The sequence below is a fragment of the Mycobacterium sp. UNC410CL29Cvi84 genome (genome assembly GCF_000686745.1).
Taxonomy (GTDB): Bacteria; Actinomycetota; Actinomycetes; order Mycobacteriales; family Mycobacteriaceae; genus Mycobacterium; species Mycobacterium mucogenicum_B.
Genome location: NZ_JMLM01000008.1, coordinates 80,731 through 107,507, shown reverse-complemented (window position 1 = coordinate 107,507; position 26,777 = coordinate 80,731). Strand labels below are relative to the sequence as shown.

22 protein-coding genes are annotated in these 26,777 nt (G+C 66.9%); 6 read left to right on the top strand and 16 right to left on the bottom strand.

All coding sequences use genetic code 11. From position 1 onward, the window contains the following. Positions 1-118: 118 nt before the first annotated feature. From tuf to BR47_RS0112535, 6 genes are all read right to left on the bottom strand, one after another. Entirely contained in the window at positions 119-1,309 is a 1,191-nt protein-coding gene (tuf, locus tag BR47_RS0112560; RefSeq protein WP_020101374.1) for an elongation factor Tu, read from the bottom strand. A gap of 90 nt (positions 1,310-1,399) precedes the next feature. Then, entirely contained in the window at positions 1,400-3,502 is a 2,103-nt protein-coding gene (gene fusA / locus BR47_RS0112555; RefSeq protein WP_020101373.1) for an elongation factor G, read from the bottom strand. Positions 3,503-3,613: 111 nt separating this feature from the next. Continuing rightward, positions 3,614-4,084 (bottom strand): 30S ribosomal protein S7, encoded by a 471-nt coding sequence (rpsG, locus tag BR47_RS0112550; RefSeq protein ID WP_020101372.1) that lies wholly within the window; start codon positions 4,082-4,084, stop codon positions 3,614-3,616. After that, a complete protein-coding gene (rpsL, locus tag BR47_RS0112545) occupies positions 4,084-4,458 on the bottom strand; it encodes a 30S ribosomal protein S12 (protein ID WP_020101371.1) in 375 nt (124 codons plus the stop codon). The genes rpsG and rpsL overlap by 1 nt, the downstream gene beginning before the upstream one ends. Before the next feature lie 299 nt (positions 4,459-4,757). Then, entirely contained in the window at positions 4,758-5,891 is a 1,134-nt protein-coding gene (locus BR47_RS30395) for a SecDF P1 head subdomain-containing protein (protein ID WP_141772224.1), read from the bottom strand. Between the two features lie 15 nt (positions 5,892-5,906). Then, the gene (locus tag BR47_RS0112535; RefSeq protein ID WP_020101369.1) at positions 5,907-6,548 is read right to left on the bottom strand and encodes a TetR/AcrR family transcriptional regulator; all 642 of its coding nucleotides are present in this window, start codon (positions 6,546-6,548) and stop codon (positions 5,907-5,909) included. A gap of 239 nt (positions 6,549-6,787) precedes the next feature. Here BR47_RS0112535 and BR47_RS0112530 point away from each other — a divergent pair, with 239 nt between their 5' ends. Then, on the top strand, positions 6,788-7,156 hold the full coding sequence (locus BR47_RS0112530) for a DUF3060 domain-containing protein (protein ID WP_051128482.1): 369 nt from the start codon (positions 6,788-6,790) through the stop codon (positions 7,154-7,156). A 47-nt stretch (positions 7,157-7,203) separates the two neighbouring features. Further along, a complete protein-coding gene (locus BR47_RS0112525) occupies positions 7,204-7,626 on the top strand; it encodes a DUF3060 domain-containing protein (protein WP_029119728.1) in 423 nt (140 codons plus the stop codon). Positions 7,627-7,629: 3 nt separating this feature from the next. Here BR47_RS0112525 and BR47_RS0112520 read toward each other — a convergent pair whose 3' ends face one another. The 4 genes from BR47_RS0112520 to BR47_RS0112505 all read right to left on the bottom strand — a co-directional run bounded on the left by BR47_RS0112520 (position 7,630) and on the right by BR47_RS0112505 (position 11,742). After that, positions 7,630-8,394 (bottom strand): crotonase/enoyl-CoA hydratase family protein, encoded by a 765-nt coding sequence (locus BR47_RS0112520; RefSeq protein ID WP_029119727.1) that lies wholly within the window; start codon positions 8,392-8,394, stop codon positions 7,630-7,632. Further along, positions 8,394-9,107, bottom strand: a complete 714-nt coding sequence (locus BR47_RS0112515) for a PaaX family transcriptional regulator C-terminal domain-containing protein (RefSeq protein ID WP_177127376.1) — start codon at positions 9,105-9,107, stop codon at positions 8,394-8,396. The genes BR47_RS0112520 and BR47_RS0112515 overlap by 1 nt, the downstream gene beginning before the upstream one ends. A gap of 14 nt (positions 9,108-9,121) precedes the next feature. Beyond that, a complete protein-coding gene (locus BR47_RS0112510) occupies positions 9,122-10,039 on the bottom strand; it encodes a crotonase/enoyl-CoA hydratase family protein (RefSeq protein WP_036427248.1) in 918 nt (305 codons plus the stop codon). Positions 10,040-10,119: 80 nt separating this feature from the next. Further along, complete coding sequence (locus tag BR47_RS0112505) at positions 10,120-11,742, bottom strand: acyl-CoA dehydrogenase family protein (protein ID WP_029119724.1); 1,623 nt, start codon at positions 11,740-11,742, stop codon at positions 10,120-10,122. 160 nt (positions 11,743-11,902) lie between these two features. On the opposite strand from BR47_RS0112505, the gene BR47_RS0112500 reads away from it, so the two are divergent. Next, the gene (locus BR47_RS0112500; protein ID WP_029119723.1) at positions 11,903-12,697 is read left to right on the top strand and encodes an MBL fold metallo-hydrolase; all 795 of its coding nucleotides are present in this window, start codon (positions 11,903-11,905) and stop codon (positions 12,695-12,697) included. 27 nt (positions 12,698-12,724) lie between these two features. Here the strand turns inward: BR47_RS0112500 and BR47_RS0112495 are convergent, their stop codons facing one another. Then, positions 12,725-14,137 carry an amino acid permease gene (locus BR47_RS0112495; protein ID WP_020101361.1) on the bottom strand — a complete coding sequence of 471 codons (1,413 nt, stop codon included), beginning with the start codon at positions 14,135-14,137 and terminating at the stop codon, positions 12,725-12,727. A gap of 31 nt (positions 14,138-14,168) precedes the next feature. Beyond that, positions 14,169-14,918 carry a deoxyribonuclease IV gene (locus BR47_RS0112490; protein WP_029119722.1) on the bottom strand — a complete coding sequence of 250 codons (750 nt, stop codon included), beginning with the start codon at positions 14,916-14,918 and terminating at the stop codon, positions 14,169-14,171. A 74-nt stretch (positions 14,919-14,992) separates the two neighbouring features. On the opposite strand from BR47_RS0112490, the gene BR47_RS0112485 reads away from it, so the two are divergent. Genes BR47_RS0112485 through BR47_RS0112475 form a run of 3 tightly spaced genes read left to right on the top strand, consistent with a single transcriptional unit; the run spans position 14,993 to position 17,578 of the window. Next, on the top strand, positions 14,993-16,051 hold the full coding sequence (locus BR47_RS0112485) for a type III polyketide synthase (protein ID WP_029105195.1): 1,059 nt from the start codon (positions 14,993-14,995) through the stop codon (positions 16,049-16,051). A 4-nt stretch (positions 16,052-16,055) separates the two neighbouring features. Beyond that, the gene (locus BR47_RS0112480) at positions 16,056-16,565 is read left to right on the top strand and encodes an isoprenylcysteine carboxyl methyltransferase family protein (protein ID WP_029119721.1); all 510 of its coding nucleotides are present in this window, start codon (positions 16,056-16,058) and stop codon (positions 16,563-16,565) included. Beyond that, positions 16,562-17,578 carry an NAD(P)/FAD-dependent oxidoreductase gene (locus BR47_RS0112475; protein ID WP_029119720.1) on the top strand — a complete coding sequence of 339 codons (1,017 nt, stop codon included), beginning with the start codon at positions 16,562-16,564 and terminating at the stop codon, positions 17,576-17,578. Before BR47_RS0112480 ends, BR47_RS0112475 begins: the two co-directional genes overlap by 4 nt. Before the next feature lie 6 nt (positions 17,579-17,584). On the opposite strand, the gene BR47_RS0112470 is transcribed toward BR47_RS0112475, so the two are convergent. From BR47_RS0112470 to rpoB, 4 genes are all read right to left on the bottom strand, one after another. After that, on the bottom strand, positions 17,585-18,292 hold the full coding sequence (locus BR47_RS0112470; RefSeq protein WP_029119719.1) for a sensor domain-containing protein: 708 nt from the start codon (positions 18,290-18,292) through the stop codon (positions 17,585-17,587). After that, a complete protein-coding gene (locus BR47_RS0112465) occupies positions 18,289-19,041 on the bottom strand; it encodes a sensor domain-containing protein (protein ID WP_081831280.1) in 753 nt (250 codons plus the stop codon). The genes BR47_RS0112470 and BR47_RS0112465 overlap by 4 nt, the downstream gene beginning before the upstream one ends. 103 nt (positions 19,042-19,144) lie before the next feature. Next, entirely contained in the window at positions 19,145-23,101 is a 3,957-nt protein-coding gene (locus BR47_RS0112460; RefSeq protein WP_020101354.1) for a DNA-directed RNA polymerase subunit beta', read from the bottom strand. 60 nt (positions 23,102-23,161) lie between these two features. Then, entirely contained in the window at positions 23,162-26,647 is a 3,486-nt protein-coding gene (gene rpoB / locus BR47_RS0112455; protein WP_502685703.1) for a DNA-directed RNA polymerase subunit beta, read from the bottom strand. Between the last annotated feature and the right edge of the window lie 130 nt (positions 26,648-26,777).

The following is a 26,777-nucleotide window of genomic DNA, read 5'->3' as shown; positions in this document are numbered from 1 at the left end:
TCGCGAACGATCCTGCCATCCTGCCGGTAAAAGCACTGCGTCGACACCTCTTTCTCACCGCAAAACAAAGCGCCGCCCACCCTTTCGGGTGAGCGGCGCTCCGCTTGGAAAAACTAGATCACTTGATGATCTTGGTAACGCGACCCGCGCCGACGGTACGACCGCCCTCACGGATGGCGAAACGCAGGCCCTCGTCCATGGCGACCGGCTGGATCAGCACGACGGAGATGTCGGTGTTGTCACCGGGCATGACCATCTCGGTGCCCTCGGGCAGGGTAACCACGCCGGTCACGTCCGTGGTACGGAAGTAGAACTGCGGACGGTAGTTGTTGAAGAACGGCGTGTGGCGGCCACCCTCGTCCTTGGACAGGATGTAGACGCTGCCCTCGAACTCGGTGTGCGGGGTGGTGGTGCCGGGCTTCACGACGACCTGGCCACGCTCGACCTCTTCGCGCTTGATACCACGAACCAGCAGACCGACGTTGTCGCCGGCCTGGCCCTGGTCGAGCAGCTTGCGGAACATCTCGACACCGGTGACGGTGGTCTTGGTCGTGGTCGGGCGGATGCCGACGATCTCGACCTCTTCGTTGACGTTGATCACGCCACGCTCGACACGGCCGGTCACCACGGTGCCACGACCGGTGATGGTGAAGACGTCCTCAACGGGCATCAGGAACGGCTTGTCGGTCTCGCGAACCGGGTCCGGGATGGACTCGTCGACGGCCTCCATGAGCTCCTCGACCGACTTCACCCAGGTGGCGTCGCCCTCGAGCGCCTTCAGCGCCGAGACGCGGACCACGGGGGCGTCCTCGTCGAAGTCCTGAGCGGCCAGCAGTTCGCGGACCTCCATCTCGACGAGCTCCAGGAGCTCCTCGTCCTCAACCATGTCGGACTTGTTCAGCGCGACGAGGATGTAGGGCACGCCGACCTGGCGGGCGAGCAGCACGTGCTCACGGGTCTGCGGCATCGGGCCGTCGGTGGCGGCGACCACGAGGATTGCGCCGTCCATCTGGGCGGCACCGGTGATCATGTTCTTGATGTAGTCAGCGTGACCGGGGGCGTCCACGTGGGCGTAGTGGCGCTTGTCGGTCTGGTACTCAACATGCGAGATGTTGATGGTGATACCGCGCTGACGCTCCTCGGGCGCGTTGTCGATCTGGTCGAATGCGCGCGATTCGTTCAAATCGGGGTACTTGTCGTGCAGAACCTTGGTGATTGCTGCAGTCAGCGTGGTCTTGCCGTGGTCAACGTGACCGATGGTCCCGATGTTGACGTGCGGCTTCGTCCGCTCGAACTTCGCCTTCGCCACTTCTGTGTCCTCCTGGACTTGTTGGTGCTTTGGTTAAGCAGTGTTGATGTGTTCAGTTGTGTGGTCTGCCGCAGCAGAACGGGTCAGAGACTACTGGCCCGTCGCCTTGGCGATGATCTCCTTCGACACGTTCGCCGGAACTTCGGCGTACGAGTCGAACACCATGGAGTAGTTCGCCCGGCCCTGGGTCTTCGACCGGAGGTCGCCGACGTAGCCGAACATTTCGGACAGCGGAACCTGTGCCTTGACGACACGCGCACCGCTGCGCTCCTCCATGGCCTGGATCTGGCCACGGCGGGAGTTCAGGTCGCCGATCACGTCGCCCATGTAGTCCTCGGGCGTGGTGACCTCGACGGCCATGATCGGTTCCAGGATGACCGGCTGCGCGGCAGACGCAGCCTTCTTCAGTGCCTGCGAACCGGCGACCTTGAAGGCCATTTCCGACGAGTCGACGTCGTGGTAGGCGCCGTCGAGCAGCGTCACCTTGAGGTTGACCAGCGGGTAGCCGGCCAAGATGCCGTACTGCATGGCGTCCTGCGCACCGGCATCCACCGACGGGATGTACTCACGCGGGATGCGGCCACCGGTGACCTTGTTCTCGAATTCGTAGGTCGCACCGTCTTCGCCGACGAAAGGCTCGACGTTGATGATGACCTTCGCGAACTGGCCCGATCCACCGGTCTGCTTCTTGTGGGTGAACTCCACGTTCTGCACGGCCTTGCGGATGGTCTCGCGGTAGGCGACCTGCGGCTTACCGACGTTCGCCTCGACCTTGAACTCGCGACGCATCCGGTCCACCAGGATGTCCAGGTGGAGCTCGCCCATACCGCCGATGACGGTCTGGCCGGTCTCCTGGTCCAGGTGCACCTTGAAGGTCGGGTCTTCTTCGGCGAGCTTCTGGATCGCCGTGCCCAGCTTCTCCTGGTCGCTCTTGGTCTTGGGCTCGATGGCCACCTCGATAACCGGGTCCGGGAAGGTCATGGACTCCAGGACGATCTGGTTGCTCGGGTCGCACAGGGTGTCACCGGTGGTGGTGTCCTTGAGGCCGATGACCGCGTAGATGTGACCGGCGGCAGCCGACTCGACCGGGTTCTCCTTGTTGGAGTGCATCTGGAACAGCTTGCCCAGACGCTCCTTCTTGCCCTTGGTCGAGTTGATGACCTGGGCACCGGAGTCGACCTTGCCCGAGTAGACGCGGACGTATGTCAGCTTGCCGAAGAACGGGTGCGTGGCGACCTTGAACGCCAGGCCCGAGAACGGCTCGTCGGCCGACGGCTTGCGCGAGATGATCTCGTCTTCCTTGCCCGGGACGTGGCCTTCGGCGGCCGGGACGTCCAGCGGGGTCGGGAGGTAGTCGATGACCGCGTCGAGCATGGGCTGCACACCCTTGTTCTTGAACGCGGAACCGCACAGCACCGGGTACGCGGCGCTGGTGACGGTGAGCTTGCGCAGACCGCCCTTGATCTCCTCGATGGTCAGCTCTTCGCCGCCCAGGTACTTCTCCAGCAGCGCCTCGTCGGTCTCGGCGACCGCCTCGATCATGGCGGTGCGGTACTCCTCGGCCTTCTCCTGAAGGTCGGCCGGGATGTCGACGACGTCGTACTTCTCGCCGAGCTTGGTCTCGCCGCGCCAGACCTTGGCCTTCATCTCGACCAGGTCGACGACGCCCTCGAAGTCACCTTCGGAGCCGATCGGCAGCTGGATCGGAATGACGTTCGCGCCGAGGCGGTCCTTCATGGTCTGGACCGAGAAGTAGAAGTCGGCGCCCAGCTTGTCCATCTTGTTGACGAAGCAGATGCGCGGCACGTCGTACTTGTCGGCCTGGCGCCACACCTGCTCGGACTGCGGCTCCACGCCCTCTTTGCCGTCGAAGACGGCGACGGCACCGTCGAGCACGCGCAGCGAACGCTCCACCTCGACGGTGAAGTCGACGTGGCCCGGGGTGTCGATGATGTTGATCTGGTTGTCGTTCCAGAAACAGGTGGTGGCAGCGGAGGTGATGGTGATACCACGCTCCTGCTCCTGCTCCATCCAGTCCATGGTGGCCGCGCCGTCATGGACCTCACCGATCTTGTACGAGATACCGGTGTAGAAGAGGATGCGCTCCGTCGTCGTCGTCTTGCCGGCGTCGATGTGCGCCATGATGCCGATGTTGCGGACCTTGTTCAGGTCGGTCAGCACGTCCTGTGCCACGGCTAGATTCCCACTCTTTCAGTTGCTTTAAGTAAATCCGCGTCGCCCGGAGAGGGCGGTCAGTTGTGAATCAGATGCGCCGGCCGCCGACATTGGCGGCCGGCGATTGAGTCACCAGCGGTAGTGCGCGAAGGCCCGGTTCGCCTCGGCCATCTTGTGGGTGTCCTCGCGTCGCTTGACGGCGGCACCCAGGCCGTTGCTGGCATCCAGGATTTCGTTGGCCAGGCGCTCGACCATGGTCTTCTCGCGGCGAGCCTTCGAGAAGCTGACCAGCCAGCGCAGCGCCAGCGTGGTCGAACGGTCCGGACGAACCTCGACCGGCACCTGGTAGGTCGCGCCACCGACGCGGCGGCTGCGGACCTCGAGGGACGGCTTGACGTTGTCCATGGCGCGCTTCAGCGTCACGACGGGGTCGGTGCCGGTCTTCTCACGAGCCTGCTCAAGGGCGCCGTAGACGATGCGCTCGGCCAGCGACTTCTTGCCGTCCAGCAGCACCTTGTTGACGAGCTGGGTGACCAGCTGCGAACCGTAGACCGGGTCGTTGACCAGCGGCCGCTTCGGCGCGGGACCCTTGCGTGGCATTAGCTCTTCTCCTTCTTGGCGCCGTAACGGCTGCGTGCCTGCTTGCGGTTCTTGACACCCTGGGTGTCCAGCGAGCCGCGGATGATCTTGTAACGCACACCGGGGAGGTCCTTCACACGACCGCCACGCACGAGCACCATCGAGTGCTCCTGCAGGTTGTGGCCTTCACCCGGGATGTAGGCCGTGACCTCAACCTGGCTCGTCAGCTTCACGCGGGCGACCTTGCGCAGCGCCGAGTTCGGCTTCTTGGGGGTGGTGGTGTACACGCGGGTGCACACACCACGACGCTGCGGACTGCCCTTGAGCGCCGCGGTCTTGACCTTGGCGGTCTTGTCGTGGCGACCCTTGCGGACCAGCTGGTTGATGGTTGGCATCTATCGGCTTTCTCTGTTGCGTTCGTACTGCGGTTTAAGTCTCTGTACTGCGGTTTTCGTCCGATCGCATACCCCGCGTCCGGGCGTGTCGCACGAGGCTAGGCACAGACCTTTCGGTGCACCACGGACATGCGAATTGGCCCGGCGTGCAGGCATGCCTACAAACACAATGAATGCAAGCGCCCAAGTCGGCCAGGCACGAACCACCACGATACCAGTACGGACCGCCACGATCCAAACCCGGACAGAGGGCTCAAACCGCAGGTCAGAGCGGTAGAGCCGGGACCGTGATCAATACCTTACCGCTGGCGCGGCCCCCATCGGGCCATCAGAACCACTCCGATGATGAGGGTGAAGATCACCACGACCCCGCCGCCGAGAACCGCGATGCGTGGTACCGACCAGAACGACGGCGCGATCTGATCCGCCCGCACCGACTGCACCGATATCGGCAGCGGCAGTGGCCCGCCCACCACCACCGCGGCGAACGACTTCGCCGAATCAGCGGTGAACTGCCCGTGGATCTGGGTGCGCCCCGTCGTGATGGGTTCCAGCAGCGCCGGTGCACTGACGACCTGGGTGTCGACCGTGAACGCGGTCCGGATGCCGGTGTTGGCCGCGGTGAACCTCGACCAGACGTCGGCCGCCTTGTCGTCGAAGGTGACGAAGACGACGTAGTCGCCGCGCTGCCCGCCCTGCCGCGCCGAGGCGTCCTTGATCTGGTCGCCGCTGATGATCGACTTGTCCAGCAGATACACCTGCTTGCCGTCGTCGGAGCAGGTGACGAGCGGCAGCGTCGGGTCGTCGTGGTCGGCGAGCGCGTCGGGCTGACCACAGCGCGTGGCCTGGAACTGCAGCGACAACACCTGAATCTGCGGCTGGGTGCTCTGCCGCAGCGCCTTTTCATCGGCGATGCGCTGGCTGTCGGCGACCTGCGGAGCCCGAGGTGCGGTGGTCCCGTCTGGTTGCGCCGCAATCGTGTGGAGGACGGGCCTTATATAGAGGCGGCCGACGGCGGTGACGCCGCGCAGCTGCGCCTCGGTGACGTCGGTGGCGCTGACCTCGAGAGTCTTCCCGTCCAGCTCGACGGACACGTCGCGTCCACCGAGGTGGTTGATCCGGGATTCGACGACCTTGCGGGTCTGCGCGAGGGCATCCGGCGCCGTTCCGGGTGGCGCCTGAATCTCGACCGCGGCGTGGACCACCGGGCGAGGCTTGCCGGCGCGCCAGATGTCCCTGGTCACGAAGACCGTCGCGCCATAGCTCAGGATCAGCACCGCCAAGACCAGGGCGACCAGCCACCGGGGCACACCGGACTGCGCGGCCACGGGCGGCGGCCATGCGGGTGGCATTCCCGGTGGCACCCAGCCCGCCGGTGGCTGGGGCTGTTGCGGTGGCTGGGGCGGCTGCCAGCCGCTGTGCTCGTCAGACATCAGACGCTCCCCCGCTCAAGCCGAGTCGCGCTCGTTCATCCCTCGTGCCAGCCGTACCACCATGTCGGTGAACACCGCGTCGGTGTCGACGCCGTCCATCACGCCCGTCATCTCCAGCAACACGAAACCATGCAGGGCCGACCAGAACTCCAGCGCGGCGTAGAAGGCGTTCTCACCGTCGAGCCCGTACGACGCCAGGACCGCGATCACCGGCCCGGCCGCCGCGTGCGTCGCGGCCGTGTACTCGGGATCGTCGCCACCCAGCGGCATCCGCGTGAAGGCCGAGTACCGGCCCGGATGGTGATGGGCGTAGCTGCGATAGGCACTGGCCATGGCCATGACCGCGTCGTCGCGGCTGCGGCCCTCGCCGACCGTGTTGAGCATGCCGATGATGTCGTCGATGACGCGCATCCGGACGGTGCGGCGCAGGTCATCGAGGCTCTGCACGTGGTTGTACAGCGACGGGCCCTTGGTGCCGAGCTGATTGGCCAGCGCATTGATGGTCAGCGCGTCCCAGCCCTCGCGGTCGAGGAAGGTCAGCGCGGCGCTGACGATCGAGTCCCGGCTGAGCTTGGTGGCACGCGCCGTCGCCCGCGACCGCGCCGGCGCAGCCGGTCGGGCATCCCCAACCGCTTGCGACTCTGGCCGAGGTGCCATCTGCCCGTTCCTCCGGTGTTCTATCGTGATTCCACGGACCGCGGCGCGGTCGGTTAACTAATGACTCTAACCTCTGGACGCTGCAGATACGTCGCCATTTGGGCGAATCTTGTAACCGCGTCTCATGGCGAGTCCCACAGAACGGACGAACCCACTCCGCAGCACGTGCCTCGCAACGTAGGCTCCCAGATACCGCACCCCGGTGCACATCATCGCGGACCAGAACGAAGGGAACCATCGTGAGTCGCAAAGCATGGGGAACCGCATTGCTTGCCGGGCTGCTGACGGTCCCGTTCACGGTCGGTGCACCGAACGCCGCCGCGATCAACGATGACACCCACATCGTCGGCACGGGCATCACCCAGACCCTCGACTGCCACAACGGCACCCTGCTCGTCAACGGCAGCGGCAACACCATCACCGCGTTCGGCACCTGCTGGGCCGTCACCGTGCAGGGCTCGTCGAACACCGTCATCGCCGACACGATCGTCAACGACGTCACCGCCTACGGCTTCAATCAGACGGTCATATTCCACAATGGGGATCCGGCACTCATCGACGTCGGGCGCCAACTCGGTTTGGGTAATCGACTCGCCAAGATTCCCTGACCAGGCCCGCACCAGGTGCCGACAACGCCGACAGGGAGGGACACCGTATGAACCCCAACCGAATCGCGATGGCGGCGGGCGTCGCCGCCGCGGCCGCTCTACTGCTGACCGGCTGCGGATCGCAGGACAACAAGACCGGGGGCAGCAGTTCGTCTGCGGCAGGCACCTCGGCTGCGCCGACGACGGCGCAGGTCGAGGTGGGCAACACCATCAACTACAGCGCCGTCGGCACCACCCGGGAAATCGATTGCGGCACCGGCAAATCGCTGACCGTGGGCGGCGCCAACAACACGCTGACAGTCAAGGGCACCTGCGCGAAGGCGAACATCGGCGGCACCGACAACAAGGTGACGTTCGACAAGGTCGACCAGGAGCTCGACGTCGTCGGCATGCACGCCACCGTCACCTACAAGGACGGCTCGCCGAAGGTTTCCAACACCGGCACCGGCAACACCGTCACCAAGGGTTAGCGCTCACGCCTGAGCGCCGTGCCGGCCCGCTCCCCCGGCGAACCGCTGCGCGCCCGCGAGCGACTCCTCGGCCACCTGCGCCAGGCTGGCGAACTCGAATTCCATTGCGGATTCCTCGGATTCGCCCCACTGCCGCAGCGCGGACATCCGGTCGGCGCGCAGACACAACTGCGGCAGCGCCGCCAGCTGGTGCGCCAGTTCTTCGGCCCTCGCGCGGGCCTGCCCGTGCGGCACGACGCGGTTGGCCAGGCCGATCTGCAGCGCCTCGGCAGCATCGACGGACCGGCCGGTGAGGATCAGGTCCATGGCGCGACTGTGCCCGATCAGCCGCGGCAACCGGACCGTGCCACCGTCGATGAGCGGGACACCCCAGCGCCGGCAGAAGACGCCGAACGTCGCGCCCTCCTCGACGACCCGCAGGTCGCACCACACCGCGAGCTCGAGCCCGCCGGCGACGGCGTAGCCGCTGACCGCGGCGATCACCGGTTTGGACAGCATCATCCGGCTCGGGCCCATCGGCCCCGGCCCCGTGCGGTGCGTCTGATTCATCTCCGGGGTGCCGAACGCCTTGAGATCCGCTCCGGCACAGAAGGTTCCGTGGTCGCCCCACAACACGGCCACGGCGGCGGAGTCGTCGCGGTCGAACTCGTCGAACGCCTGGTACAGCGCTGCTGCCGTCGGTCCGTTGACGGCGTTGCGGGCCTGGGGCCGGTCGATGATGACCGTCGTCACCGGTCCGTTCTTCTCGACACGCACGGGTTCGGTCATCATGCCTCCATCGGTTCGTCGCGCCGCGCCACCAGTTCGGCGGCGAAGTCTGCATAGGCCTGCCGTAGTTGCTCGCCGGGCCAGTCGCCCGGGAGCAGTTCGGCAGGTAGCACGGGGTCGGCCAACAGGTGCCGGACGATGGCGGCCGCCGCCACGAACCGGCCGGGAACGTCGGCAGCCGAGGCGATCTCGTCGAGCAGTCGGCGGGCGGTCGCGGCCCAGGCGGGCAGGTCCCACAGGACGGCGGCCAGGCCGGCGGGGTCGCCGTCCCGGCTGATCAGGACCCGGGCGTTCGCCGTGATCTCCTCCGGCAACTCACCGGCCAGATTGGCCGGCCGCAGCCACAGGCCCTCGCGGAGCTCTCCGAACCTGTTCTGCAGCAGGTCGTTTCGCAGGTCCGCCCGGGTCCGGGCATCGGCCCCGATGGTGGTGATGACGACCGTCGTCCAGTCACCTCGCCAGGGCTTGGTTTTCGGGTCGATGGCGGCATCCTGCCGGCGTTGCCGGGCCAGCAGGCGGTCGGCGAGCCGGTAGCCGTCGGCCGAGCGCACCAGGTCGCCGGCGCTGACCATCCGCGTCAGCGCCACCCGCAGCGTCTGCTCCTTGATGTCGAAATCCGAAGTGAGCCGGACCAACTCGGCCGCGGACGCCCACGCCGGGTGGGCACCCAGCAGCACGCTGAGCACCACCGACCGGGCGGTCATCCGCTTCAGATCAGCCATGGCCGTCAGACCCCGGAGGCAACCCGGCCCGCGTCACCGAACGGATCATCGCGGTGCCGCACCGCCTGCCGGAACCCGTGCTCGACGGCGTCGGCGACGAACGCGTGCCCCTCGGGCGTGTGGCGGGCGATGCCGTCGAACACCGTGCTGACCATGCGGCTGGTCGCGATCCCCTGCTGCAGCAGCGACGTGTTGCACGCCAGCTTCGCCATGATCAGCTGGTTGACGGGCATCGCCGCGATCCGGGCGACGAGCCGCTCGGTGCGTTCATCCAGGTCCTCGGGCTCGGGGGCCTCGACCGCCAAACCCCATTCGGCCGCCTGCGCGCCGGTGATGCAATCCCCCGTGAACAGCAGGCGTTTCGCGCGCTGGTCACCCAGGCGATGCGCCCACAACCCGGCCGCCGGCACACCCCAGACGCGCATGGGCGGGTAGCCGATCTTGGCGTCGGACGCCGCGATCACCTGGTCGGCGTGCAGCGCGATGTCCGTGCCGCCGGCCACGCAGTAGCCGTGAATCTTCACCACGGTCGGTTTGTCGCAGTGCATCAGGCTGGAGAAGCCACGGACGAACCGGCTCATCATCTGGTAGTCGATCATCGGGTCCCAGGGCTGGTTCGGCAGGTGGTTGACGGCCTGCGTCTTGCCGTCGAGCACCGTGCCCTGGTGCTCGGCGCCGCCGGCGGCTCCCGTGCCGTCGGCGTACGCGCTCAAATCGAAACCGGCACAGAAGCCTTCACCCCGGCCGGACACCAGGATCACGTGCACGTTCGGATCGAGGTCGGCCCGTTCGACGCACGCGGCCAGCTCCAGCGGGGTGTCCGCGACGATCGAGTTGCCCTTCTCCGGCCGGTTGAACGTGATCCGGGCGACGCGATCGGCGACCTCGTAGGTCATGGTCTTCAGGTTGTCGAAATCCACCAGCTCAGCCTTCCCGCGAGCAGGCGTCAAACTGTCCCAAACGGGGATATTGGGACAGTTTTACGTCTGCTCGGCAGTTGAAATCAGCCCTTGACGAGGGCGCGTTCGATGATGGGCGCGACGTCGAGGCCGGTCGGCAGCGTGCCGAACGCGCCGCCCCACTGGCGGTCGAGGCGGCTGACGAGGAATGCCTCGGCCACCGCGGGGTGACCGTGGCGCACCAGCAGCGCGCCCTGCAGGGCCAGCGAAATGTCCTCGGCCACCTTGCGTCCGCGGTATTCAAGGGTCGCCGGATCGGTGAGCTGTGCCTTGAGCGCGTTGACGTGGGCGTCCAGACGGGGGTCCTGTGCCTGCGCCAACTCGTCGAACAGCACCTCGATGCACTCGGGCTTTGTCGCCATGGCCCGCAGCGTGTCGAGCGCGCTGACATTGCCCGAACCTTCCCAGATGCCCATCAGCGGGGCTTCGCGGTACAGCCGCGGCATGCCGGATTCCTCGGCGTAGCCGTTGCCGCCGAAGCACTCCATGGCCTCTGCCGCGTGCGGCGTCGCGCGCTTGCACACCCAGTACTTGGCCGCGGCCAGCCCGATTCGGCGGAACAGGGATTCGCGTTCGTCGCCGCGGACGGCGCGGTCGGTGGCGCCGGCCATGCGCATCGCCAGCATGGTGGCGGCCTCGGCCTCGACGGCCATGTCGGCCAGCACGTTGCGCATGAGCGGCTGGTCGATCAGGTAGGCACCGAAGGCCTTGCGGTGCTGGGCGTGGTGCACGGCCTGCGTCAGGCCGGTGCGCATGCTGGTGGCGCTGCCGAGCGTGCAGTCCAGGCGGGTCAGGTTGACCATCTCGATGATGGTCGGCACGCCGCGGCCCTCTTCGCCGACCAGCCAGACGGTGGCGCCGTCGTACTCGATCTCGCTGGAGGCGTTGGCGTGGTTGCCGAGCTTGTCCTTGAGCCGCTGGATGAACATGCGGTTGCGGGTGCCGTCGGGCAGCACGCGGGGCAGGAAGAAGCACGACAGTCCGCCCGGTGCCTGCGCGAGGACGAGAAACATGTCGCCCATCGGCGCCGAGGTGAACCATTTGTGGCCGCGCAGCGAGTAGCTGCCGTCGCCGTTGGGGGTGGCCTGCGTGGTGCCGGCGCGGACGTCGGAGCCGCCCTGCTTCTCGGTCATCGACATGCCGGCGGTGATACCGGCTTTGGTGGCAGGCACTTTCAGCTCGGGGTCGTAGACCCGGCTGGTCAGCAGCGGTTCGTAGACCTTGGACAGCTCGGGGTTGAACCGCAGCGCCGGGACGACGGCGTAGGTCATCGAGATCGGGCAGACGTGGCCCGGCTCCGGGGTCCAGGCCGACATCTTCGCCGCGCGGACGACGTGCGCACCGGGACGGTCGTCGGCCCACGGGGCGCCGTGCAGGCCGTGCGTCACCGCGGCGTTCATCAGCTGGTGGTAGGCGGGGTCGTATTCGACCTCGTCGACGCGGTGCCCGTAGCGGTCGTGCGTGTGCAGGATCGGGACGTTGCGGTCCGCGAGTTCACCCCAGCGCTGCGCTTTGCGGCTGCCGCCGAGTTCGCCGACGGCGTGCACCTCGTCGACGCCCCACTCCCCGCCCTCGCGGATCAGGGCCTCGGCGAGTGCCGGGAAGGTGGCGGGGTTGTAGTTCTCCAGGGGCGGAACCTGATTGGTGACGACGTGCGTATCAGCCATATCCCCACTATTACACTTTTACGACAGTCGCACAAGAACTGTATATATGAATGGCCGAACGCGGTCGGGCCATCAAGTGAAAAAATCTCATTACACTCGCGACGAAGCTGACCGATGAGTGCCGGCGGTCAGCAGACACGCAACTCCCAGGAGCCCCACCATGCCTCTGGCCCAACAAGGTTGTGCTGCATTGGTTGTCGGCGGCCCGACCACCGTGCTCGATCTCGGCGGACTACGCATCGTCAGCGACCCGACCTTCGACGCCCCCGGGCCACAGGGGTACTTGACGAAAACCCAAGGCCCGGCCGTCACCGAGGAACAAATCGGCGCCGTCGACGTCGTCCTCGTCAGCCACGACAACCACGCTGACAACTTCGATGAGCGCGGCCGCACCTTCGCCAAGAACGCGCCGTTGCTGCTCACCACAATGGGCGCAGCCAGACGCCTCGGCAGCCCAGCCGTCGGATTGCGACCGTGGAGCACCTACACCCTCACCCGGCCCGACACCGGCGAGTTCAACGTCACCGCCGTCCCTGCCGTCCACGGGCCCGAAGACGGTGACCGGGACCCCGACGGGTACGTCAACTGCGAAGTCATCGGGTTCGTGCTTTCCGGCAGCACGGTGCCCACCGTCTACATCAGCGGCGACAACGCCTCCCTTCGCACTGTCGCCGAGATCGCCCGTCGCGTCGGCACCATCGACGCAGCCATCCTGCACGCCGGCGCCGCCCGCGTGCCCGGAAAGTTCCGGCATCGACCGGTCAGTCTCGACAGCATCCGAACCGCGGCCGCCGCCGCGGTTCTGGGCGCCCCGGTCAACATCCCTGTTCACTACGACGGTTGGGCACACTTCACCGAAGGCCGCGACGACATCGCACGCGCCTTCGACGACGCCGGTATCACCGCCGCCCTGCGCATCGCCGACCACGGCACCTGGCTGTCGTTGCAGCCGTAGGCGGTGCCGCGTCGGGGCTGCGATTCGCTAGTGCCGCGTCACGACCTCGGTGGCACGGTCGCCGCGGTGCACGAAGTAACCCAGCGTCACGATGACGAACCAGATGGCACCCACGAGGATCGCGGTCCGTCCGTCGTCGGTGAAGAACAGCAGCACGACGACGAGCGCCAGGAACCCGAGCGCCAGGAACGTCGTGTAGGGCGCGCCCGGCAGGCGGTAGTCCGACGCCGGCAGCACGCCGGCGGCCACCCGCTGGCGATAGATGAAGTGCGACACCAGGATCGAGCCCCACACGAAGATGATGCCGATGGTCGACACCGAGGTGATGTAGGCGAACGCCTTGTCCGGCGACAGGTAGTTCACCAGGACGCCGACGCCCATGGTGAGGGCCGAGAAGCAGATGGCGAGCATCGGTACGTGCCGGCTGCTCAGCGACTGCAGACCGGCGGGCGCGTCGCCACGCTGGGCGAGACTGCGCACCATGCGGCCCGTCGAATAGATGCCCGAGTTGCACGACGACAGCGCCGCCGTCAGCAGGATGAAGTTCACGATGCCCGCGGCGGCGGGGATGTTCAGGTACTGGAACACCGCGACGAACGGGCTCTGGCCGGCGTGGTAGTGCCGCCAGCCCTGGATCGACAGGATGACGATCAGGGCGCCCACGTAGAACAGGCCGATGCGGAAGGGCAACGTGTTGATCGCCTTGCGCAGCGTCACCTTCGGGTTCTCGGCCTCGCCCGCGGTGACACCGACGAGCTCGACGCCGACGTAGGCGAACACCACGATCTGCAGGCTCAGCAACGCCGAGCTGAAGCCCGTCGGGAAGAAGCCGCCGTCGTTCCACAGGTTGTTCAGGCTCGGGCCGGTGGCCGGGCCGAAGCCGGCGATCGGCAGCAGCACACCGATACCGATGATGATCATGCCGATGATCGCGGTCACCTTGATCATCGAGAACCAGAACTCGGCCTCACCGAAGATCTTCACCGAGATCAGGTTCGCCACGAACAACACCAGCAGCACGACCAGCGCCGTCACCCACTGCGGGATGTCGTGCCCCCACGGCCAGTACTGCACGTACTTGCCGGCGACCGTGATCTCGGCCATGCACGTCGTGGCCCACACCGCCCAGTACGTCCAGCCGTTCGCGAACCCGGCGAACCGGCCCATGAACTCCTCGGCGTATTCCGAGATGCTGCCCGACACCGGGCGGTAGACCAGCAGCTCACCGAGCGCGCGCATGATGACGAACACGGCCAGGCCCGCCGTGAGGTACGCCAGGATCAGCGCCGGACCGGCCTTCTCGATGGCCCCGCCGGCGCCGTAGAACAGGCCGGTACCGATGGCCCCGCCGATCGCGATCATCTGCACGGTTCTGGCGGACAGGCCACGCTCGTAACCGGCGTCGGGTGTCTCTGTTACCTCAGTGTTGGCGTCTTGCACCCGACGGGTTTATCACAATTGTCGGTGCTGACTAAACGTTCTCGCGGAGGAACGCGATGTCGTCCTTGCGGCCGTCCTCGGACGTCTCGCAGATGACGGGAGCGTCCGCAGCGCGGACCACCGCTGCCAGCAACTGCGGGTCGATCTGGCCCGAACCGAAGTTCGCGTGCCGGTCGGCCCCGGAACCGGCGGCGTCACGGGAGTCGTTGCAGTGCACCAGATCGATGCGCCCGGTGATCGACTTGATGCGCTCCACCGCGTCGACCAGCGCCTCCCCCGCCGCCCACGCATGGCAGGTGTCCAGGCAGAAACCGATGCCCTTGTCGCCGATGCGGTCCCACAGCCGCGCGATGGTGTCGAAGTGCCGCGCCATGGCGTGATCGCCGCCGGCGGTGTTCTCGAGGTACACGGGCACGTCGGTCTTGAGGGCGTCGAGCGCCTTCACCCACCGCTCGAAGCCGGCGTCCATGTCGTTGTCGTCGGCGTGTCCGCCGTGCACGATCACGGCCGTCGCGCCGATCTCGGACGCGGCATCGCACGTGTCCTGGAGGATCTTGCGCGACGGGATGCGCACCTTGTTGTTGGCCGATGCGACGTTGATCAGGTACGGCGCGTGGACGTACAGCGGCACCGTCGCGGCGCGCAGGATCTCGGCGTCCTCGCGCGGCGCGGGTTTCTTCCAGCTCTGCGGGTTGCCGAGGAAGAACTGCACCACATCGGCACCGTCGGCGGCGGCCGCGGCCAGAGGATCGGTGTTGTCGACGTGCGAACCAATCAGCATGTGGCCCAGCCTAGTTGCGTGGTGCATGTGAACCGATCCGACCTGGATCTCGTGGTCTGGGTAGAGGAGGGATGATGAGCGTAATCGCAAGTGTCCGTAGCGAACTGCCGCCCCACCGCTATACCCAGGAACAAATCACCGATGCGCTGCTGGAGCTCCCCGGTTACGCCGAGCACGAGGACGCCATCCGCAAACTGCACCGCAGCGCGCGGGTCGAGACCCGCCACATGGTGCTGCCGCTGGCGGACTATCCGGATCTGACGGACTTCGGCCGCGCCAACGACGTCTTCATCGAACACGCCGTGGCCCTCGGCTGCGCCGCGATCCGCGGGGCGCTCGACGATGCCGGGCTGGAGCCCGCCGACGTCGACGTCATCTACACCACCACCGTCACCGGGGTGGCGGTGCCGACGCTGGATGCCCGGATCGCGGGCCGCATCGGGCTGCGGCCCGACGTGCGGCGGGTGCCGTTGTTCGGGCTGGGGTGCGTCGCCGGTGCCGCCGGCGTCGCGCGGGTCGACGACTACCTGCGCGGCGCACCCGACGGCGTCGCGGTGCTGCTGGCGGTCGAGCTGTGCTCCCTGATGCCGAAGACCGAACCGTCGATGGCGACCGTCGTCGGTTCCAGCCTGTTCGGTGACGGTGCGGGCGCCGTCGTCATGGTCGGAGACCGGCGCGCCGAGACCGTCGACACGGCAGGACCCGAGGTGCTCGATTCCCGTAGCCACCTCTATCCCGACTCGGAACGGACGATGGGCTGGGACATCGATTCGAGTGGCTTCCGCCTCGTCCTGTCACCCGATGTGCCGAAGGTCGTCGAGACGTACCTCGGCGACGACGTCACGAATTTCCTTGCCGCGCATGGCCTCGAGACCGCCGATATCAGCACCTGGGTCAGCCACCCCGGCGGGCCCAAGGTGATCGAGGCGATCACCGCGACACTGGGCCTGCCCGACGACGCCCTCGAACTGACGTGGCGATCGCTCGCCGAGGTCGGCAACCTGTCGTCGGCGTCGGTGTTGCACGTGCTGCACGACACCATCGCCAAGCGTCCGCCCCCGGGCAGCCTCGGCCTGATGATGGCGATGGGACCGGGGTTCTGCTCCGAACTGGTCCTGCTGCGGTGGCGCTGATCCGGTGGCCTGGTACCTGGCGCTGATCGCGGCCGTCGCTGCCGAGCGGCTCGTCGAGCTCGTCGTCTCCAAGCGCAACCTGGCGTGGTCACTGGCACATGGCGGCACCGAGTACGGCTTCGGCCACTACCCGGTCATGGTGGTGTTGCACATCGGGTTGCTCGCGGGGTGCGTACTCGAACCCGTGCTGCTCGACCGGCCGTTCCTCCCCGCACTCGGCTGGCCGATGCTCGCCGCGGTGCTGGCCTCGCAGGCCCTGCGGTGGTGGTGCATCGCCACGCTCGGCACGCAGTGGAACACCCGCGTCGTCGTCGTACCGGGCGCGTCGCGGGTCGTCAGCGGTCCGTACCGGTGGCTGTCGCATCCCAACTACGTGGCCGTGGTGGTCGAGGGATTCGCGCTGCCGCTGGTGCACACCGCGTGGCTGACGGCCGCGGTGTTCACAGTGCTCAACGCAGTGCTACTGCGCATCCGGCTGCGCGTCGAGAACACCGCGCTGGCGAGCCTGTCGTGATCGACCTCCTCGTGATCGGCGGTGGTCCGGCAGGGTTGGCGACGTCGCTGTGCGCGGCCCGCGCGGGTCTGGAGGCGGTCGTCGTCGAGCGGCGGCCGGGCACGCTGGACAAGGCCTGCGGCGAAGGCCTGATGCCGCACTCGCTCGCCCAGCTGGACCGGCTGGGCGTGACGGCACCGGGCCGGACGCTGCGCGGCATCAGCTATCACGCGGGCGCGACAAGGGTCGAGGCTCCGTTCCGTGACGGTGTCGGCCGCGGGGTGCGCCGCACGACGCTGCACGCGGCGATGTCCGACGCCGCCCGGGCCGCCGGGGTCAAGGTCGTGCAGGCGGCGGCCGCCGAGATCACGCAGGACGCGGACGGCGTGCGGGCGGCGGGGATGCGTGCCCGCTATCTGGCGGCGGCGGACGGCCTGCACTCGGCGATCCGCCGCGACCTCGGGCTGGCGCGACCGGCTGACGGCCCGCGCCGCTGGGGTATCCGGCGGCACATCCAGATGACGCCGTGGACCGACAACGTCGAAGTGCATTGGAGCCGTGAGGCCGAGGCGTACGTGACGCCGGTGGCCGACGACTGCGTCGGCATCGCGATCCTGTCCGCCGGCCGCGGCGGCTTCGATTCGAAGTTCGCGGTGTTCGACGAGCTGCGTCAACGGGTCGAGGGACACGAGTTCGGTCCCGACCTGGCGGCCGGGCCGTTGCGGCAGCAGGTACGGGCGCGCGTCGCCGGCCGGGTGCTGCTGGTCGGCGACGCCGCGGGCTACGTCGACGCGTTGACCGGCGAAGGCCTCGGGTTGGCGTTCAGCGCGGCCGAGGCACTGGTCGACTGCGTCGTCCGCGACCGGGTCGACGAGTACGACCGCCGCTGGCGCAACCTGACCCGGCGCTACCGGCTGCTGACCGAGGCGCTGGTGCGGGCCGGCTCGGTGCCGGTGGTCCGGTCCCGCATCGTCCCGGCCGCTGCCGCCCTGCCCTGGGTGTTCGCGGGCGCGGTGAACCAACTCGCCCGCTGAGCAGCCTCAGTGCACCTTGTCCAGGATGCCGGTCAAGATGGCGGTCGCCGGACCTGCCGGATCCGGCGAACACACCACGTTGTCGACGACGACCGCGTTCTTGGCAGCCAGCGTGCGCATGCACTGCATGGGCCCGAACGCGTACGACAACGACAACGAATCTCCGCTCGCCTGCAGCGCATTGTCGTGTTGGGTACCGCTCTGGTCACCGATCGTTATCCCGACGTCGATGTTGGCGCACTGCTGCCAGACCGGCTGCTGCGCCGCGATCATGGCACGCGCGGCGGCCGGGTCGGCGAAACCGACGACACCCTGGGTCACCTGCACCATCACCGACGCGGTGCTGGTGTAGGTCACGTAGTAGACCCCGGTGTTGCCGCTGGCATCGAGGGCCGCCCGCATACCCGGCGTCGCGACGACGCTGCACTGCGGGGGCGTGAAAACGACGCTGAGGCCGTCGCTGCCGCGGCGCCAGGTGGAGATCTTGACCATCGTCGGGTCGTTCATGATCCGGCGTAGTTCGTCGGTCGGCAGGACCAGGGGCTGCAGATCGGCCCCGGGCGGTGGCGCTGCCGTCGGACTCGGCGCCGACGATGTGACGGTCTGCGGCGCGGCAGTGGGACTGCCGTCGACAGCAGAGGTGCACGACGACAGTAGTGCGGCCGCAGCGAAAATCGTTGCTGGCCAAAGCTTCTGGCGCAGAGAATTCGTCATGCCGGCACCTTCGCGACGATCTGGTTGACCAGTGCCGTGGCCCCGGCACCGACGGCGGCGGGATCACTGCCGCACACCGTCAGATCGATCACGACGTTGTTCCGGGCCGTGATGCCCCGCCCGCAGGCCCAGCCGGGTGCCGGCGGTGCGGTGCGGTTGTTGACGACGGTGTTGACGGCGCCGGTGACCGACGCCGTACCGACGGTGAACGTCGCGGGTGTGGCCATCTTGACCTGAATTTGCTTGCCGGCGCAGCCATGCCACGCGTTGACCGTCGACGTCACCAGGTCCTGCGCGTCCTGCGCCGTCTCATAGAGGACGGCCGAGACGGTGGCCAGGAAGGTTCCCGAACCGTCGGCCGGCGCGTAGTCCTGGGTTCGGACCAGCACGACGGGCGTCTCCGAGTACGGCTGGATCGCGGCATCGGAGAGCGCACTCACGCAGGTCATGTCCGAGGCGTAGTCGTCGGGCAGCAGGTCAAGCGAGTCATGGCTCTCGCTGATCCCGAGGTTCGGGACGTTGACGGCCGCGCTCACCTGGCCGGGGTCCGGCATCAGCCCCTTGAGCTGCGGTATCTGCACTAGGGGCCCGGCCGGCGGTGGTGGTGGCGGTGGCGGCGCGGTCGGCGTCGAGGTTGACGTTGTGGTCGACGTTGTTGCCGGGCTACCGGCGTCGCCGGATTGACAGCCCGCGCTGGTCGCGACGATGAAGACAGCAGCACTGACCGCCGTGATGGTGCGTGTTCGCATGTGATCCTCCCCCGGAACGATCCTGACACGTCGTTCGGAGGCCAGGACACACGAAAATGAAAAAGGCCCCCGCGCAGAGCGCGGGGGCCTTCTCCTTGACTGACTAGCGGTAGTCGCTGTAGCCGTAGTCGTCCAGCGGCACGGCAGCACCAGTGGCCTGACCGAAGTCCGGGCTGTAGTACTGATCCTCGTAGGACGGGATCGTGTACGCCGCAGCGCGGGCTTCCTCGGTCGGCTGGACCTGGATGTTGCGGTACCGGTTGATGCCCGTACCGGCCGGGATCAACTTACCGATGATCACGTTCTCCTTCAGGCCCTGCAGCTTGTCGCTACGGCAGTTGATCGCCGCATCGGTCAGCACGCGAGTGGTCTCCTGGAACGACGCCGCCGACAGCCACGAGTCCGTGGCCAGCGATGCCTTCGTGATACCCATCAGCACCGGACGTCCGGCCGCGGGCTCGCCACCCTCGGCCACGACGCGACGGTTCTCGGTCTCGAACTCGCTGCGCTCGGTCAGCGAACCGGGCAGGAACTCCGTCGAGCCCGAGTCGATGATCGTCACGCGACGCAGCATCTGGCGAACGATGACCTCGATGTGCTTGTCGTGGATCGACACACCCTGTGCGCGGTAGACCTCCTGGACCTCCTTGACGAGGTGAATCTGCACCTCGCGGGGGCCCTGGACGCGGAGCACCTCGTGGGGGTTCGCCGAACCCTCCATGAGCTGCTGGCCGACCTCGACGTGGTCACCATCGGCCAGCAGGCGCTCGGTGCCGTCGTCGTGCTTGAAGACGCGCAGGCGACGGTTACGACGCGGCAGCTTGTCGTAGACGACTTCCTCGCCACCATCGTCGGGAACGATGGTGATCTTGTAGAACTTGTCGTCCTCTTCCAGCTGCACCCGGCCGGCCACATCGGCGATCGGAGCGACGTTGCGGGGCACGCGGGCCTCGAACAGCTCCTGGACGCGCGGCAGACCACCGACGATGTCGGCGCCACCGGTAACACCACCCTGGTGGAAGGTACGCATCGTCAGCTGGGTACCGGGCTCACCGATGGACTGGGCGGCGACGATACCGACGGCCTCGCCGATGTCGACCAGCTTGCCGGTGGCCATCGAGCGGCCGTAGCACTTGGCACACACGCCTGTGCCAGTGGCACAGGTCAGCACCGAACGCACCTTGACCGTCGAGATACCCGCAGCCAGAAGGGCCTCGATCGCGGGGTCACCGAGATCGTGGCCACGCTCGACGACGACGTTGCCGTTCGCGTCGACCGCATCGGTGGCCAGGGTCCGCGCGTAGGCGGACGTCTCGACGTGCGCATCGCGCACCAGCGAACCGTCGGCCTGGACCTCGGCCAGCGTGACGATGACGCCGCGCTCGGTCTCACAGTCGGTCTCGCGGACGATGACGTCCTGCGACACGTCGACCAGACGACGGGTCAGGTAGCCCGAGTCGGCGGTACGCAGAGCGGTATCGGCCAGACCCTTACGAGCACCGTGGGTGTTGATGAAGTACTCCAACACCGTCAGGCCCTCGCGGAAGGACGACTTGATGGGCCGCGGGATGAACTCACCCTTCGGGTTCGTCACCAGACCCTTCATGCCGGCCAGGGTGCGGGTCTGGGTGAGGTTACCCGTGGCGCCCGACTTCACGATCGTGATGATCGGGTTGTCCGCCGGGTAGTAGTCCTCCAGAGCCTTACCGACCTCTTCGGTGGCCTGCTGCCAGATCTTGACCAGCGACTCGTTGCGCTCCTCATGGTTCAGACCACCGCGCTGGTACTTCTTCTCGATCGCGTCGGCCTGGCCCTCGTAGCGCTCCAGGATTTCCTGCTTCTGCGGCGGCACCAGAACGTCGGCCATCGAGACCGTCACGCCCGAGCGGGTCGCCCAGTGGAAACCGGCATCCTTCAGCTTGTCGACGGTCTGCGCCACGACGATCATCGGGTAGCGCTCGGCGAGATCGTTGATGATCGCCGCCTGGACCTTCTTGTGCATCTGCTTGTCGACGAACGGGTAGCCCTTCGGCAGCAGCTCGTTGAAGAGCACGCGCCCCAGGGTGGTCTCCGCGGTCCACGCGTCGCCCGGCTTCCAGCCGTTCTCGAACAGCTGCTGCTCGATCTCGGCCGGCGGACGCAGGTGCGTCAGGCGGACCTTGATCTTCGCGCGCACCGACAGCGCACCACGGTCCATGGCCATGATGGCCTCGGCCGGGCTGCTGTAGACGCCGGTCTCCGGCTGATCCTTGGTGGCCGGCGTGAACTCGCCGAGGTCACCGTCGATCTGCGTGGTCAGGAAGAACAGACCGGTCACCATGTCCAGACGCGGCATGGCGAGCGGGCGGCCCGACGCCGGCGACAGGATGTTGTTCGACGACAGCATCAGAATGCGCGCCTCGGCCTGCGCCTCCGCCGACAGCGGGAGGTGCACGGCCATCTGGTCACCGTCGAAGTCGGCGTTGAACGCCTCACACACCAGCGGGTGCAGCTGGATGGCCTTGCCTTCCACCAGCTGCGGCTCGAAGGCCTGGATACCCAGGCGGTGCAGCGTAGGTGCACGGTTCAGCAGCACCGGGTGCTCGGCGATGACCTCTTCGAGGACATCCCACACCTGGGGACGCTGACGCTCGACCATGCGCTTGGCGCTCTTGATGTTCTGCGCGTGGTTCAGGTCGACCAGACGCTTCATCACGAACGGCTTGAACAGCTCGAGGGCCATCAGCTTCGGCAGACCACACTGGTGCAGCTTGAGCTGCGGGCCGACGACGATGACCGAACGGCCCGAGTAGTCGACGCGCTTACCCAGCAGGTTCTGACGGAAGCGACCCTGCTTGCCCTTGAGCAGGTCGGACAGCGACTTGAGCGGACGGTTGCCCGGACCGGTGACCGGCCGGCCACGACGGCCGTTGTCGAACAGCGCGTCCACAGACTCCTGCAGCATGCGCTTCTCGTTGTTGACGATGATCTCGGGCGCACCGAGGTCGATCAGTCGCTTCAACCGGTTGTTGCGGTTGATGACGCGGCGGTACAGGTCGTTCAGGTCGGAGGTCGCGAAGCGGCCACCGTCCAGCTGAACCATCGGGCGCAGCTCCGGCGGGATCACCGGAACGGCGTCGAGCACCATGCCCATGGGCGAGTTGCCGGACTGCTGGAACGCGGCGACGACCTTCAGACGCTTGAGGGCGCGCAGCTTCTTCTGGCCCTTGCCGTTCTTGATGGTGTCGCGCAGCGACTCGGCCTCGGCGTCGATGTCGAAGGTCTCGATGAGCTTCTTGATCGACTCGGCACCCATGGCACCGGTGAAGTACTCGCCGTAGCGGTCCTGCAGCTCGCGGTACAGCACCTCATCGACGATGAGCTGCTTCGGGGCCAGCTTGGTGAAGGTGGTCCAGATCTCGTCGAGCCGGTCCAGCTCACGCTGGGCCCGGTCGCGGAGCTGACGCATCTCGCGCTCGCCACCGTCGCGCACCTTGCGGCGGACGTCGGACTTGGCGCCTTCCTTCTCCAGCTCGGCCAGGTCCTGCTCGAGCTTCTGCGCGCGCTCGGCGAGATCGAGGTCCCGTTGATCTTCAACGGCCTTCTTCTCGACGACCATCTCGGCCTCGAGCGTCGACAGCTCGTTGTGCCGCATCTCGGTGTCGACCGAGGTGATGACGTAGGCCGCGAAGTAGATGATCTTTTCCAGATCTTTCGGGGCCAGGTCCAGCAGGTAGCCCAAGCGCGACGGAACGCCCTTGAAGTACCAGATGTGGGTGACCGGCGCGGCCAGCTCGATGTGGCCCATGCGCTCACGACGCACCTTGGCGCGAGTCACCTCGACGCCACAGCGCTCGCAGACGATGCCCTTGAAGCGGACGCGCTTGTACTTACCGCAGTAGCACTCCCAGTCGCGAGTCGGTCCGAAGATCTTCTCGCAGAACAGGCCGTCCTTTTCGGGCTTGAGCGTGCGGTAGTTGATGGTCTCCGGCTTCTTGACCTCGCCGTACGACCAATTACGGATGTCTTCCGCGGTGGCCAGGCCGATGCGGAGTTCATCGAAGAAGTTGACGTCTAGCACGTAACTCCCTTTCCCCTTGCGGGTGTATGAATCAGAAAAAGCTGACTACGGGCGGACGGTTTAGGCGAGGTCTTCAACAGACGCGGACTCGTTCCGCGACAGGTTGATACCGAGGTTCGCGGCGGTGCGCTCCAGGTCCTCGTCGTCGCTGTCGCGCATCTCGATCGCAGCGCCGTCCGAAGACAGCACCTCGACGTTGAGGCACAGCGACTGGAGTTCCTTGAGCAGAACCTTGAACGACTCCGGGATGCCCGGCTCGGGGATGTTCTCGCCCTTGACGATCGCCTCGTAGACCTTCACGCGACCGACGGTGTCGTCGGACTTGATGGTCAGCAGCTCCTGCAGCGTGTACGCCGCGCCGTAGGCCTGCATGGCCCAGCACTCCATCTCACCGAACCGCTGGCCACCGAACTGCGCCTTACCACCGAGCGGCTGCTGGGTGATCATCGAGTACGGACCGGTCGAACGCGCGTGAATCTTGTCGTCCACCAGGTGGTGCAGCTTCAGGATGTACATGTAGCCGACCGTGACCGGGTACGGGAACGGCTCACCCGAACGACCGTCGAACAGCTGCGACTTGCCGTCGGCGTCGACCATGACCTCACCGTCGCGGTTCGGCAGCGTCGCGCCCAGCAGGCCCTGCAGCTCGTTCTCGCGGGCACCGTCGAACACCGGGGTGGCGACGATGCTGTCGCGCGGGGCGCTGCGCATGCCCTCGGGCAGGTTCGCTGCCCACTCCGGCTCGCCCTCGATGTTCCAGCCGGCCTTGGCGACCCACCCGAGGTGGGTTTCCAGGATCTGGCCGATGTTCATACGACGCGGCACACCGTGGGTGTTCAGGATGATGTCCACCGGGGTGCCATCAGGCATGAACGGCATGTCCTCCTGCGGGAGGATCTTGCCGATGACGCCCTTGTTGCCGTGGCGGCCGGCGAGCTTGTCACCGTCGGAGATCTTGCGCTTCTGGGCCACGTAGACGCGGACCAGCTCGTTGACACCGGCGGGCAGATCGTCGTCGTCCTCGCGCGAGAACACGCGGACGCCGATGACCTTGCCGGACTCACCGTGCGGCACCTTCAGCGAGGTGTCGCGGACCTCACGGGCCTTCTCACCGAAGATGGCACGCAGCAGGCGCTCTTCCGGGGTCAGCTCGGTCTCACCCTTCGGGGTGACCTTGCCGACCAGGATGTCGCCGTCGCGGACCTCGGCGCCGATGCGGACGATGCCGCGCTCGTCGAGGTCAGCCAGCACCTCGTCGGAGACGTTCGGGATGTCCCGGGTGATCTCCTCGGCGCCCAGCTTGGTGTCGCGGGCATCGATCTCGTGCTCCTCGATGTGGATCGAGGTGAGCACGTCCTGCTCCACGAGCCGCTGGCTCAGGATGATGGCGTCCTCGTAGTTGTGGCCTTCCCACGGCATGACTGCCACGAGCAGGTTCTTACCGAGGGCCATTTCACCGTTCTCGGTGCAGGGGCCGTCGGCGATGACCTGGCCGGCCTCGACACGCTGACCCGAGTCCACGATCGGGCGCTGGTTGGCGCACGTGCCGTGGTTCGAGCGGTTGAACTTGCGCATCCGGTAGGTGTGCCGCGAGCCGTCGTCAGCCATGACGGTGACGTAGTCGGCGGAGACCTCTTCGATGACACCCGACTTGTCGGCGACGACGACGTCACCGGCGTCGATGGCGGCACGCAGCTCCATGCCGGTACCGACCAGCGGGGCCTCGCTGCGCACCAGCGGAACCGCCTGACGCTGCATGTTCGCACCCATCAGGGCGCGGTTGGCGTCGTCGTGCTCCAGGAACGGGATCATCGCGGTCGCGACCGACACCATCTGGCGCGGCGAGACGTCCATGTAGTCGACGTCGTTCGCCGAGACGAACTCGACCTCGCCGCCCTTACGACGGACGAGGATCTTCTCCTCGGTGAAGTGGCCGTTCGCGTCCAGCGGCGAGTTGGCCTGCGCCACGACGTGGCGGTCCTCCTCGTCGGCGGTCAGGTAGTCGATCTGATCGGTGACGATGCCGTCGACGACCTTGCGGTACGGCGTCTCGATGAAGCCGAACGGGTTCACCCGCGCGTACACCGACAGCGAGCCGATCAGACCGATGTTCGGGCCTTCAGGGGTCTCGATCGGGCACATGCGGCCGTAGTGCGACGAGTGGACGTCGCGGACCTCGAGGCCGGCGCGCTCACGGGACAGACCACCAGGGCCCAGCGCCGACAGACGACGCTTGTGGGTCAGACCCGACAGCGGGTTGTTCTGGTCCATGAACTGCGACAGCTGCGACGTACCGAAGAACTCCTTGATCGCCGCCACGACGGGACGGATGTTGATCAGGGTCTGCGGGGTGATCGCCTCGACGTCCTGCGTGGTCATGCGCTCGCGGACGACACGCTCCATACGCGACAGGCCGACCCGGATCTGGTTCTGGATCAGCTCGCCCACGGTGCGCAGACGACGGTTGCCGAAGTGGTCGATGTCGTCGACCTCGACGGGGACCTCCACGCCGCCGGGGGCGGTCATGGTCTTGTCACCGTCGTGCAGGCGCACCAGGTACTCGATGGTGGCGACGATGTCCTCTTCGGTCAGCGTCGTCGCGGTCACCTGGGCCGGGTTGCCATCGTGCAGGCCCAGCTTCTTGTTGACCTTGTACCGGCCGACGCGAGCCAGGTCGTAGCGCTTCTCCTTGAAGAACAGGTTCTCCAGCAGGGTCTGCGCCGACTCCTTGGTCGGCGGCTCGCCCGGGCGCAGCTTCCGGTAGATGTCCAGCAGGGCCTCGTCGGGACCGGCGGTCGGGTCCTTCTCGAGGGTGCCCATCATGATCTCGGAGAAGCCGAAGCGCTCGCGGATCTGCTCGTTGGTCCAGCCGAGGGCCTTCAGCAGCACGGTGACGGGCTGGCGGCGCTTGCGGTCGATGCGGACACCGACGGTGTCGCGCTTGTCGACGTCGAACTCCAGCCAGGCGCCACGGCCCGGGATGACCTTGACGCTGTGCAGGGTCTTCTCGGTGGCCTTGTCGATGGACTCGTCGAAGTACACACCGGGCGAACGGACGAGCTGCGACACGACGACGCGCTCGGTGCCGTTGATGATGAAGGTGCCCTTTTCGGTCATCATCGGGAAGTCACCCATGAAGACCGTCTGGCTCTTGATCTCGCCGGTGGTGTTGTTGATGAACTCAGCCGTGACGAACAGCGGGGCCGCGTACGTCTGGTCCTTTTCCTTGCACTCGTCGACCGGGGCCTTGACCTCGTCGAAGCGCGGGTCGGAGAAGCTCAGCGACAGGGTGCCGGCGAAGTCCTCGATCGGCGACAGCTCGGCGAGGACCTCTTCGAGGCCGCCAACCGGGTTGATGTCGCCGCGGTCGACTGCCTTCGAGCGCCAGCGGTCCGAGCCGATCAGCCACTCGAAGGAATCCGTCTGTACGTCGAGCAGGCCCGGAACCTCAAGTGGTTCGCGCAGCTTGGCGAACGAGACTCGGTTCGGCGCTCCTGGGACGGAGTTGTTGGAATCTACTGACTTGCTCTCGCGAGAGACTGCCAAGATGCGTCCTTCCAGCACCTGATGCGACCATTCCGGTGCCGGTCGAAACCGGTCCGAATTGCCGCTCTATCTGCGTCGGTCCGGCTGGCGTTCTCACAGTCCGGGCCTTACAGGACACAGGGCACGCGTC

Bases quoted from the DNA above. Each gene is read 5' to 3' on its own strand.
- rpsG (WP_020101372.1), bottom strand. From the start codon at position 4,084: ATGCCACGCAAGGGTCCCGCGCCGAAGCGGCCGCTGGTCAACGACCCG.
- rpsL (WP_020101371.1), bottom strand. From the start codon at position 4,458: ATGCCAACCATCAACCAGCTGGTCCGCAAGGGTCGCCACGACAAGACC.
- BR47_RS30395 (WP_141772224.1), bottom strand. From the start codon at position 5,891: ATGTCTGACGAGCACAGCGGCTGGCAGCCGCCCCAGCCACCGCAACAG.
- BR47_RS0112535 (WP_020101369.1), bottom strand. From the start codon at position 6,548: ATGGCACCTCGGCCAGAGTCGCAAGCGGTTGGGGATGCCCGACCGGCT.
- BR47_RS0112525 (WP_029119728.1), top strand. From the start codon at position 7,204: ATGAACCCCAACCGAATCGCGATGGCGGCGGGCGTCGCCGCCGCGGCC.
- BR47_RS0112520 (WP_029119727.1), bottom strand. From the start codon at position 8,394: ATGACCGAACCCGTGCGTGTCGAGAAGAACGGACCGGTGACGACGGTC.
- BR47_RS0112505 (WP_029119724.1), bottom strand. From the start codon at position 11,742: ATGGCTGATACGCACGTCGTCACCAATCAGGTTCCGCCCCTGGAGAAC.
- BR47_RS0112500 (WP_029119723.1), top strand. From the start codon at position 11,903: ATGCCTCTGGCCCAACAAGGTTGTGCTGCATTGGTTGTCGGCGGCCCG.
- BR47_RS0112490 (WP_029119722.1), bottom strand. From the start codon at position 14,918: ATGCTGATTGGTTCGCACGTCGACAACACCGATCCTCTGGCCGCGGCC.
- BR47_RS0112485 (WP_029105195.1), top strand. From the start codon at position 14,993: ATGAGCGTAATCGCAAGTGTCCGTAGCGAACTGCCGCCCCACCGCTAT.
- BR47_RS0112470 (WP_029119719.1), bottom strand. From the start codon at position 18,292: ATGACGAATTCTCTGCGCCAGAAGCTTTGGCCAGCAACGATTTTCGCT.
- BR47_RS0112465 (WP_081831280.1), bottom strand. From the start codon at position 19,041: ATGCGAACACGCACCATCACGGCGGTCAGTGCTGCTGTCTTCATCGTC.